Origin of the sequence: Cellulomonas sp., from assembly GCF_036279715.1 — a bacterium.
Classification (GTDB): domain Bacteria; phylum Actinomycetota; class Actinomycetes; order Actinomycetales; family Cellulomonadaceae; genus Cellulomonas_A.
The window spans coordinates 1-10,529 of the sequence record NZ_DASUIR010000091.1; the positions used below are offsets into that span (position 1 = coordinate 1).

Sequence of the window (10,529 nt, forward strand, 5' to 3'; positions counted from 1 at the left end):
GAACTGGCCGAGGAGTCCGGCGCCCTCCTCGCCGTAGAACAGCCCGCCGATCGCCATCAGGGCCCGGTCCGAGGTGAGGCGCGCGACCGCGGTCTCGAGGAAGCCGTCGTCGAGCCGGGTGTCCGCGTCCATGACCATGACGACGTCGTTGTCGCCCTGCTCCGGCAGCAGGCGACGCAGCACCTGGTTCAGCGCGCCCGCCTTCTTGCGGGTGTTGCCGACGGACTCGACGACCTCCACGCCGGCCAGGCGGGCGACGGCGACGGTCGAGTCGGTGCAGTTGTCCGCGACGACGAGGATCCGCCCGGGTGGCTGCGACTGGCTCACCAGGGAGGCGATCGTCGCGGGGAGCGAGACCTCCTCGTTGTGCGCCGGGATCACGACGGTGACCGTGACCGGGCCGGCGAACACGCCCTGGGTCCGCGCCATGACGATCTTCGGCGCCAACGGGTTGGTCACGATGTTCACGGAGCGGCGCGACTGGTTGGTGATGCGTCGTTCGAGGAGGGCCACGCCCGCGGCGAACAGGACGGCGAGGCCGACGGCGGCGACCGCCACGCGCGGCGTCGGCGCCTCGGTCGCGTACAGGACGTTCCAGAACCCGAAGAGGAATCCCCGTGTCGGTGCGACCCCGGCTGCCGGGCCGGTCGCCAGTGTGGCGAACAGCATCAGCACCGCGCCCGCGCCGGCCAGGCCGAGGATCAGGACACCGATCAACCGCGGGAACCACCGCTCGTCGGAGCGCCCGTCCAGGGCGGCCGGCTCCAGGTCCATCGGCAACGGTGAGGCGACCGGTGAGCGGCCACGACGCCTGGGGTGGGTGAACTCAGCGCCGAATACGCCCATGGCCGCCACAAAGGGATGACCCACCCCCGGGCGCAGTGCCGCAGCGGCGGTGGACTTGCCGCGGGGAAGCGTGGCGAGAGCTCCTCGACGCGCGTCCGGCGAACGGACCCGGAGCGGAAGGAGCACGGTCGGGGTCAAGCCGCCCGCGAGTCCCGCCGATAGGAGTGGAGCAGCGTTCGGACACTCGGCAGCGCGCGGTCGGGACAGCGCTGTCGTCGTGGAGAGGGTGTGACTCGTGACAGCACTCGAGAATGTTCCGGAGCTTGTCGATGCGGGCGGCGTGTCCGACGTCGACGCAGAGCCCGCTGCGCCCGACTCTGCCCCCATAGAGTCGGCGGCCGTCTGCGTTCGTCCGCTGGACCCTGGGCGCTATCTCGACGGCCGCGTCGAGGAGGTCCTGCCAGCCTTGCTGCTCGACTCGGCCGCGCCTCTGAGCGTCGACGAGCTGGCGAGAGGCTGGTGTGCTGCCGACGAGGTCGTCGACCAGTCGGTGCCGCTCGAGGCCGTTCGTGAGGTGATCAAGGCGTGGTCGCGTCGGTTCGCGGTCGTGCTCGACGACGGCCGGATCGGGCTCGTGGCTCGCGGCACGTTGCCGCCGCCAAACCCCTGGACCGACAAGGGGATGCCGTTCGCGGTCGACACCGAGCCGCTCTCCCCGGGTGTCAGTCGATGGCCCGGGGACTGGGGTCACCTCATCGGTGCCGTCGCCGCCGCTGTTCGCCCGGCCCGGTTCCGATCGATGCACATCGAGGCGACCGACCGCTTCGGCGGGGCGTGCGAGATCGACGTGGCCGTGGTCGACCTCGGTCAGGCCATCGCGACCCTGACCACCTCCCGGCTCGTCTGCTCCCGGCGCACCGTCGCCTCGCTCGAGCGGGGCCAGTGGTGGTTCTGGGACGCGACGACGACTCCTCTGCTCGACGCGGAGACTCGCTTGTACGGCGCGGAGATCGTCGAGGGCCGAGTGACCCGGTGCGTCAACGCGGCAACGACGACACGGGGGACCGGTGAGGCGGTCGCGCTCCTCCTGCTCGCCGCGAACCTCGACAAGGACCTCACCCTGACGGTGAGCATCGAGCAGGGACCCGAGACCCTCGGCGCTCGAAGCGCCGAGGAGTGGGCACGCACAGCTCCCGATGCCGGCACCGTGCGCTGTGTCGAGTGCGGGCGGCCCCTCACCGACGCCGAGAGCGCGAGCCGGGGGTTCGGCCCGGGGTGCTGGGAGCGGTTGGGTCCGGAAGATCAGGCCGAGCTCGAGCGGCTCGTTCTGCCCCTACGGTGGCGCGGCGGCGCCATCTGGGCATACCCGCTGTCGGTGGCCGCTTGGGGTGACGTGGTGTCGCGTGCCCCTGACCTGGCTGCTCCCGCCTCCTCCGTCGAGCGCCGCTGGTAGACGGCGCCTCACAGAGGGCCCGAACCTCGCCGATGGCGCGAGGGACGGTCGGTGCGACGCGCTCGACGGTCGGAGAGGAACGCCCACGACGCGACGACCAGGACAACGGACGATGCGATGACGGGTGTCGCCACCGGCCCCATCCACGTCACGGGGATGAGGAAGTAGACGTCGAGCGTCGCGAGGCTCGTCGGCCACCCGTCGAGCACCCGCAAGAACAAGTAGTACGTCAGGTCCCAGACGGCGAAGGCGATGAAGAACGCCGCCACCCGCCGGCGCAGCGGGCCGCCCGCCACGGCGGCGACCGCCGCCAGCATGACCAGCGTGGCCGCCTCCCGGGATGTCTCGACGCCGACCAGCCCGGGATCGACCAGAACCGCGCGCTGCGGCGAGACGAACGCGATGAACCCGAGGTCCAGGTGCACCGTCGCCGAGCCGACCTCGTACCCGGACTCGAAGCCGATGATCCGGCGCAGGTAGTGGACGACGGCGGCCTCGACGTAGCCGAACCCGACGCCGAAGACGAGCAGCGCCACCCAGCGCAGGCGGACCTCGCGCCTCGTGCGATCGGTCGCCTCGGCCACGCGGCCCCACCTCCGCTGCTGTCCACCGCATCGTGGCACGACGCGTCCCGCGGGAGAGCGCCACAAGGGGTTGTCGCGGGCGTCGCCACGAGGGGGTGACGAGCCGGGACGCGCGCGGGGCGCGGGGCGACGGCACGCATCTCCTCGACGAGGGCGTGCAGGCGATCGGCCCGGTTCACGCGCTCATGGCCGAGCGACCCGAGGGGCGGCGGTGGACTCACGCTCGATCAGTGCGGTGGCCAGCTCGACGCGAGGGCTGACCCGCGCTGCGTCGCGCGACAGCTCGACGACCATGCGGGTTGCCTCCCGCGCCATCTCGGCGAGCGGCTGACGCACCGTGGTGAGCTGGGGCGAGACCCACTGGCAGAGCTCGACGTCATCGAAGCCGACGACGGACAGGTCGTCGGGGATGCGGAGCCCACGGTCGCGCGCCGCCTGGTAGACGCCGTAGGCCTGTTCGTCGGACCCGCTGATGATGGCTGTCGGCGGCTCGGGGAGATCCAGCAGCTCCATGCCACGGACGTGACCACCACCGACGAGCGAGTCGCCCTGCCGCACCAGGACGGGGTCGTACACGAGGCCGGCGCGCTGCAGGGCCGCGCGGTAGCCGTCGAGGCGATCGCGGTGGCAGACCTGGTCGATCGGACCCGCGATGAACCCGATCCGTTGGTGGCCGAGGCCGATCAGGTGCTCCGTGGCGTCGCGCCCACCTGCCCAGTTGGTCGCGGCCACCGTCGGCAGCGACTCGTCACTGCTGCCGACGGGGTCGACCAGGACGACAGGCATGCGCAGGCTGGTCAGCTCGTCGCGCCCTGCGGGGAGCAGCTCGGACACGATCAGCACGATGCCGTCCGACCCGCGCTCGGCGAGGTGGTCGAGCCAGTCCGGCGTACCGACGGGGTTGCCGTGGGTGGTCGTGATCACGAGGTCCGCACCGAGGCGGGCCGCCTCAGCCTGTGCCCCGCGGAGCAGCGCGGTCGCCCACTGCGTGTCGAGGTCGCTGATGACGAGGTCGATCAGCCCGGTGCCCTGGCCGGGTCGCCCGCGGCGCTCGTAGCCGTGCTCGACGAGGAGCTGCTCGATGTGCCGTCGCGTCGCCGCGGAGACGCCCCGTCGCCCGTTCAGGACCTTCGACACGGTGGGCACCGAGACGCCTCCGGCGATGGCGATGTCCGCGATGGTGACGGTCCGACCCGACATGGTCTGCCTCCGGCGAGATGTTGACGTGCCCTCGATGACGTGCCTATCGTACACGTGAAAGAAAGTTGCTCCGAAACTTTCGTGATCAGGCAACGCGGATCGTGCCGAGCACGGCCGCACAGCCAGGAGCACTGAGGCAGTGCACGACTGGACGGCGTCGCCGACCGGTCGCCGGGTCCCCGGAGCACCGGGATGCCCAACAGGTGCAGACAGCTCGTTCACAGACGATCGAGCAGATGAGGAGAAGCACACATGCGGACGTCGATGACGACGCTGCGCGGTCGCCGCCTGGGCGCGGTCGCTGCTGTGGCAGGCCTGGCGCTGGTGGCCCTGACTGCCTGCTCCGGCGGGTCGAGCGCTGCCAGCGGGACGGCGGGTTCGGCCACGTCGGGCAACATCACCTGGTGGGGCTGGACACCCGACAAGGCCAACGCGGACAAGCTCATTGCCGCGTTCAACAAGGAGTACCCGAGCATCAAGGTCGAGTTCGTCTCGAAGCCGATCGACTCCTACGACTCGGTGCTGAGCCCGGCGATCACCTCGAGCCAGGGGCCCGACGTGTTCAACGTGGCTCCCGGCTCCGCGAACGGTGGGGTTCAGACCTTCCAGGCCGGCGCCGTCGACCTGACGCCGGCGGTCGAGGGCGCTCTCGGTGCCGACTGGAAGACCAAGCTCGCTCCCGCCGGCGTCGACGGGCTGTCCGTCGACAAGAAGCTGGTTGGCCTGTCCGCCGGCGCGGTGTACTCGGGCGGCCTGTGGATCAACCAGGACATCTTCGACAAGTACAAGCTGAAGCCGCCCACGACCCTGGCCGAGTGGAAGGACGTGTGCGCGACGCTCACGGCGGACGGGCAGGGGTGCTTCGTCCAGGGCGCCGGCCAGTGGGCGTTCGACATGGACACGTTCGAGGCCATCGCCGACAACGTCGAGCCGGGGCTCTACATCAAGGCGTCGAAGGGTGAGGTCCCCTGGACCGACCCGAAGTTCGTGACGGCCATGGGCCTGTGGAAGTCGCTGTTCGACGACGGCATCATGCAGGAGGGCGCCGTCGGTCTGCAGCAGTACCCGGACGCCAACAACGCCTTCATGGCCGGCAAGTACGCGATGGTCATGATGGGCACCTGGTACACCCAGTACGCCGTCAAGGACAGCATGGTGGCCGCGATGGAGGCGGCCGGGGTCGGCAGCCCGACGCCGATCACCCTCACGCCGATCCCGTTCCCGGACCTTGCGGGCACCGGCCACACCGGGTCGATGTTCGGTGACGCCGACTATGGTCTCGCCGTCAGCGCCAAGTCGAAGCAGCAGGCAGCGGCCACGACCTTCGCGCTGTGGCTGACGACGAGCACGACGGGCCAGCAGGCGGTGGCGAACACGCTGAACGACATCCCGGCTCTCAAGGGCGTCACGCCTCAGTGGGACCAGATCGACCTGGTCAACCCGGACAAGCAGAAGGCTGCGCTGCAGAGCTACACCGAGTCGGCCGGCGCAGCGACCGAACCGCGGTTCGCCACCGTGAGCGCCGACCTCAACACGGCGTTCCGTGACGCCCTCGTCGGCGTGGCGTCGGGGGACAAGACCGCGGCGCAGGCCCTTGACGGTCTCGCCGCTGTCCAGAAGGCCCAGAAGTGACGAAGCACAGCCGGAGGGTCGCGCAGACAGCGACGCCCTCCGCTCGGCCCCCGCACGCGAGGGTCGAGCGGTGAGCGGAGCCACGACGACGCGGCACCCGGCGGGACGGCCGATCCTCGCGATCGGCCGCCCCGGCGGGGCCGGGCACCGCCCCACGCCCCGGCGCGGTCGTCTCCAGGTTGCCGGACTGCCGTGGATCCTCCCCGCGGTCGTGCTGATCGTCGGGCTGATCTACTTCTCGATCGGGTACACGGGATACGTCGCGACACTCGACTGGAACGGGTTCATCCTGTCCAGCCCGACGCACGTCGGCGCCGCCAACTTCACCAAGATGGTCGGCGACTCGGTGTTCTGGAACGCGATCGGGCACACCGCGTACTTCTACGTGATCACGTTCTCCGTGCAGACGGCGATCGGGTTCGTCTTTGCGGCGATCATGCACTCGCGGGTCCAGCTCGGGGCGATCTACAAGGTCATCGTGTTCGTGCCGACCGTGCTGGCGCCCGCGACGATGGCACCGGTGTTCCGGCAGATCTTCGACGTGGACGGGCAGTTCAACTGGCTGCTGAGCCACGTCGGCCTGGATGCGCTGACCCGACCGTGGCTCGCCGAGCCGTCGACCGCGATGGCGATCGTCATGGCGATCACCGTCTGGCAGTGGACCGGGCTGACGTTCATCCTCTTCTACGCCGCGATGAGCCAGATCGACCCCGAGATCCTCGAGGCCGCGCGGATCGACGGCGCGGGGAGCATCCGCGCGCTGTGGTCGATCGTCTGGCCGATGTGCCGGGGCACCACGTCCGCGCTCGCCATGCTCGGTCTGATCGGCGCCCTGAAGACGTTCGACATCCCGTACCTCGTGACCAAGGGCGGGCCCAACCACGGGACCGAGTTCCTCGGCACCTACATCTATCAAACGATGGTGCAGCAGAAGCACTTCGGGTACGCGGCCGCGATCTCGGTCGCCCTGCTCGTCCTGGCCATCGGCGGAGGCGTGCTCATGAGCATGCGCAACCGCAGAGCCGAACGGAGGTAACGGGGTGTTCGAGTCACGAAGTCGCACGTCGCGCATCGGCCTGCAGCTGCTGGTCACCGTCATCGCGCTGCCGTTCCTTGCGCCGCTGATCGCCATGGTCCAGGGCTCGCTCGCGGGTCGCGGCGTCGGCAACTACCAGAAGGTGTTCGACACCGGAGTGGTGGGCACCTACTTCCGCAACAGCATCCTCATCGCCGGCTCGACGATCGCGATCGTCTACGTCTGCACGATGCTCGCGGCCTTCGGCTTCTCCAAGCTGCGGATCGCCGGCAAGGAGATCTGGTTCTGGATCCTCATCGCCGCTCTCACGATGCCTGAGGCGGTGCTGCTGACGCCGCTCTTCGTCACCGCGTCGACCTTCGACATGTACAACGAGCTCATCGCGGTGATCCTGCCGCTGGCGGCGCTGCAGGTGCCGTTCACGGTGCTCCTCGCGCGGAACTTCTTCGACGGCATCCCGACCGAGCTCATGGAGGCCGGCCGGGTCGACGGGGCGAACATCGCCCAGGTCTTCTGGAACATCGTCCTGCCGCTCACCCGGCCCATCGCCGCGGCGATCGTGGTGCTGACGCTGATCAACTCCTGGAACGCGTTCCTGCTCCCGATGCTCATGCTGAACGACCCGAGCAAGCAGGTGGTGACGCTGCTGCCGTCGTTCTTCACCAGCCAGTACACGAACGACCAGACAGGCGTGCTCGCCGCGGCAGTCATCACCGCCGTTCCGGAGATCATCGCGTACCTGTCGCTGCAGAAGTACTTCGAGCGCGGCCTCGCGGCCGGGGCGCTCAAGTGACCGACCACGCGAGCCGGGAGGACTGATGGGACAGCTGGAGGGGAAGCTCGCGGTGGTCACGGCCGGCACCGCCGGCATCGGCCGCGCCATCGCGGCGCGGTTCGTGGCCGAGGGCGCCGACGTCGTCGTGACCTCGCCGCACCAGGCCGAGATCGATGCGACCGTCGCGGCGCTCGGGCCGCACGTCACGGGTGTCCCAGGCGACGCGAGCAACCTCGCGGACCTGGACCGGCTCGCCGCGGTGCTCCGGGCGTCCGGGCGCGCGGTCGACGTCCTGGTGGCGAACGCGGGCCGGGACGTCGCGGCCACGGCGGTCGTCGACGTGGAGCCCGACGCCTTCGACCTGGTTGCGGACCTGAACTTCCGCGGCACCTTCTTCACCGTGCAACGGATCGTTCCACAGATGCGTGACGGCGGGTCGATCGTGCTGACGTCGTCCATCGCCGGGCACAACGGGGGGCCCGGGCATGCCGTCTACAACGCGACCAAGGCTGCGGTGCGCTCGCTGGCCCGCACGCTCACGTCCGAGCTGCGGGGACGACGGATCCGCGCCAACGCGGTGAGCCCCGGGCCCACCGCCACCTCCGGGTTCGCGGACTTCACGGGTGGCTCGGACGAGATCGAGCGGCAGGTCGTCGCAGCGATCCCGGTGGGCCGCGTCGGACGACCGGAGGAGGTGGCGGCGGCGGTGCTGTTCCTCGCGTCGGACGAGTCGAGCTTCGTCGCGGGTGCCGAGCTGGTCGTCGACGGCGGCATGAGCCAGGTCTGACCGGTCGCCGGTCAGCGCAGTGACATCGCCGGGTACCGGCGGTGCAGGAGAACGGTCGAGAGGATGAACGTCTGTGTCTGACCCTGTGAGATTCGCTGTCATCGGGAGCGGTTGGCGCTCCGAGTTCCATCTCCGCATGGCCCAGGCCGCACCGGACCGGCTCCAGGTGGTCGGCGTCGTCACCCAGACGGACGCCGAGGCCGCGCGCATCACGGCCCGGTGGGGGGTGCGTGCCGTTCGCACGGTGGGCGAGGTGCTGGCGCTCGGTCCCGACTTCGTCGTGGCCGCCGTGTCATGGCCGGCGATGCCGGGCGTCGTGCGCGAGCTGGTCGCCGCAGGTGCCAAGGTCCTGGCCGAGACGCCCCCGGCGCCCGACCTCGACGGCCTGCGCGCACTGTGGAACGACGTCGGCGCCTCGGGGCTCGTGCAGGTCGGCGAGCAGTACACGCTCATGCCGGGGCACGCGTCGCGGCTCGCGGTCGTGCGTGATGGTGTGGTCGGCACCCCGAGCTCGGTCGAGATCGCCTCGACGCACCTGTACCACGCGGTGGCCCTGGTCCGTGCGTTTCTCGACGTCGACATGGACGAGACGGTGGTGAGCGCGCGGTCGTTCGTGGCGCCGTTGGTCGACCCCCTGACGTTCGACGGCTGGGCCGTCGACCCGCAGCCCGGTCCGCGCACGACGACGATCGCCACCCTGGACTTCGGAGACGGTCGCATGGGTCTGTACGACTTCGTCGAGAACCAGTGGTGGAACCCTCTGCGCGCGCGGCGGATCGTGATCCGCGGCTCGCTCGGCGAGGTCGTCGACGACGCGGTCACGCGACTCACCGCGGACGGGCCCGTGACCTCGCCGATCATGTACCGGCGCACGGGCGTGGACATGAACCTCGAGGGCAACGAGGTGGTCAACGCGTCGTTCGACGGCCGCGTCGTCTACCGCAACCCGTGGGTGGGCAGCCGCCTGTCCGAGGACGACATCGCGGTCGCGGCCCATCTGGCGGCCGTGGGTCGCTGGGCTCGGGACGACGGGCCGGCGCCATATCCGCTCGCGCAAGGCTGCCAGGACCACGCGCTGGGCCTGGCCATCGAAGAGTCCGCACGCACCGGCGCCGATGTGCGCGTCGCCAAGGAGGTCTGGGTCTGATGCCGCTCGTCACGATCGAGGTCGCGGACACCGTCCCGGCCGCCACACGCTTCGCCTATGCCGACGCCGTCAACGCGGGTCTCGTCGAGGGCCTCGGCATGGATGCGGAGGACCGGTTCCAGGTCATCCACCCGCTGCCGGCCGACCACCTCGTCGCCGACGCCCACTACCTCGGGGGAGACCGCCGCGACGTGGTCTACGTGCGGATCCTCATGGTGCGCATGTATGACGCGGCGACCAAGGCGCGCATGTACGAGGCCGTCGCACGGCGTCTCGAGGCCGAGGGAGTCAGGCCGGACGACGTCTTCATCGCCGTCACGGAGAACGGCCTCGAGGACTGGTACCCCGGCGCACGCGGCACGCGCTGACATCCGAGCGAACAGATCGAGGGGAACCTGGTACCGATGGGCACACAGGTGCAGGGCACCGCGCAGCGTGTGGCGACGCTGCTGGCGGGCATGACGCTCGAGGAGAAGCTCGCGCAGCTGGTCGGAGTGTGGGTCGACGCCGGGTCGGGTGCCGGCGTCGCGCCGATGCAGGATGCGATGGTCGACGAGGAGCCGGCGTTCGAGGACTTCGCACGGGACGGCATCGGTCAGATCACCCGGTTCTACGGCACGGCGCCGGTCGACCCGGTGAGCGCGGCGCGATCGCTCCGCGAGCGGCAGCGCTGGCTGGTCGAGCACACCCGCACCGGTATACCCGCCGTCGTGCACGAGGAGTGCCTGACGGGTCTGGCGGCCTGGCAGGCGACGACGTTCCCCGCGCCGTTGTCCTGGGGCGCATCGTTCGATCCGGAGCTGGTCCGGGAGATGGGCCGCGCGATCGGTGCCACGATGCGTTCCCTCGGCGTCCACCAGGGCCTCGCACCGGTGCTCGATGTCGTGCGGGACGCCCGCTGGGGTCGCGTCGAGGAGTGCATCTCGGAGGATCCGTACCTCGTGGGGACGGTGGCGACCAGCTATGTGCGCGGGCTCCAGGACGAGGGGGTCGTGGCCACGCTCAAGCACTTCGTCGGGTACTCGGCATCCCGCGCCGGTCGGAACCTCGCGCCGGTCCACGCCGGTCCACGCGAGGTCGCCGACGTCCTGCTGGTGCCGTTCGAGATGGCCGTCCTGGACGGCGGCGC

Annotated in this window: 11 protein-coding genes; 8 read left to right on the top strand and 3 right to left on the bottom strand. The window is 70.4% G+C overall.

Annotation, left to right across the window (positions count from 1 at the left end; all coding sequences use genetic code 11):
* Positions 1 to 774, bottom strand: a 774-nt coding sequence (locus tag VFW79_RS09320; RefSeq protein ID WP_329677034.1) for a glycosyltransferase, incomplete at its 3' end; no start/stop codon positions are given.
* Between the two features lie 307 nt (positions 775 to 1,081).
* On the opposite strand from VFW79_RS09320, the gene VFW79_RS09325 reads away from it, so the two are divergent.
* On the top strand, positions 1,082 to 2,239 hold the full coding sequence (locus VFW79_RS09325) for a DUF6011 domain-containing protein (protein WP_329677035.1): 1,158 nt from the start codon (positions 1,082 to 1,084) through the stop codon (positions 2,237 to 2,239).
* Positions 2,240 to 2,247: 8 nt separating this feature from the next.
* On the opposite strand, the gene VFW79_RS09330 is transcribed toward VFW79_RS09325, so the two are convergent.
* The gene (locus VFW79_RS09330) at positions 2,248 to 2,823 is read right to left on the bottom strand and encodes a hypothetical protein (RefSeq protein ID WP_329677036.1); all 576 of its coding nucleotides are present in this window, start codon (positions 2,821 to 2,823) and stop codon (positions 2,248 to 2,250) included.
* A 183-nt stretch (positions 2,824 to 3,006) separates the two neighbouring features.
* Positions 3,007 to 4,023: a LacI family DNA-binding transcriptional regulator gene (locus VFW79_RS09335; protein ID WP_329677037.1), complete on the bottom strand. Its 1,017-nt coding sequence runs from the start codon at positions 4,021 to 4,023 to the stop codon at positions 3,007 to 3,009.
* 252 nt (positions 4,024 to 4,275) lie between these two features.
* On the opposite strand from VFW79_RS09335, the gene VFW79_RS09340 reads away from it, so the two are divergent.
* The 7 genes from VFW79_RS09340 to VFW79_RS09370 form a co-directional block, all read left to right on the top strand.
* Complete coding sequence (locus tag VFW79_RS09340) at positions 4,276 to 5,655, top strand: ABC transporter substrate-binding protein (protein WP_329677038.1); 1,380 nt, start codon at positions 4,276 to 4,278, stop codon at positions 5,653 to 5,655.
* 70 nt (positions 5,656 to 5,725) lie between these two features.
* A complete protein-coding gene (locus VFW79_RS09345) occupies positions 5,726 to 6,691 on the top strand; it encodes a sugar ABC transporter permease (protein ID WP_329677039.1) in 966 nt (321 codons plus the stop codon).
* 4 nt (positions 6,692 to 6,695) lie between these two features.
* The gene (locus tag VFW79_RS09350; protein ID WP_329677040.1) at positions 6,696 to 7,484 is read left to right on the top strand and encodes a carbohydrate ABC transporter permease; all 789 of its coding nucleotides are present in this window, start codon (positions 6,696 to 6,698) and stop codon (positions 7,482 to 7,484) included.
* Between the two features lie 25 nt (positions 7,485 to 7,509).
* Entirely contained in the window at positions 7,510 to 8,253 is a 744-nt protein-coding gene (locus VFW79_RS09355) for a glucose 1-dehydrogenase (protein WP_329677041.1), read from the top strand.
* An 85-nt stretch (positions 8,254 to 8,338) separates the two neighbouring features.
* On the top strand, positions 8,339 to 9,400 hold the full coding sequence (locus tag VFW79_RS09360; RefSeq protein ID WP_329677044.1) for a Gfo/Idh/MocA family protein: 1,062 nt from the start codon (positions 8,339 to 8,341) through the stop codon (positions 9,398 to 9,400).
* On the top strand, positions 9,400 to 9,768 hold the full coding sequence (locus VFW79_RS09365; protein WP_329677042.1) for a tautomerase family protein: 369 nt from the start codon (positions 9,400 to 9,402) through the stop codon (positions 9,766 to 9,768). The genes VFW79_RS09360 and VFW79_RS09365 overlap by 1 nt, the downstream gene beginning before the upstream one ends.
* Positions 9,769 to 9,804: 36 nt before the next feature.
* The coding region (locus VFW79_RS09370; protein WP_329677043.1) for a glycoside hydrolase family 3 protein at positions 9,805 to 10,529 on the top strand (725 nt) is incomplete at its 3' end.

Coding starts and splice junctions, on each gene's coding strand:
- VFW79_RS09335 (WP_329677037.1), bottom strand. CDS start 4,023: ATGTCGGGTCGGACCGTCACCATCGCGGACATCGCCATCGCCGGAGGC.
- VFW79_RS09340 (WP_329677038.1), top strand. CDS start 4,276: ATGCGGACGTCGATGACGACGCTGCGCGGTCGCCGCCTGGGCGCGGTC.
- VFW79_RS09355 (WP_329677041.1), top strand. CDS start 7,510: ATGGGACAGCTGGAGGGGAAGCTCGCGGTGGTCACGGCCGGCACCGCC.
- VFW79_RS09365 (WP_329677042.1), top strand. CDS start 9,400: ATGCCGCTCGTCACGATCGAGGTCGCGGACACCGTCCCGGCCGCCACA.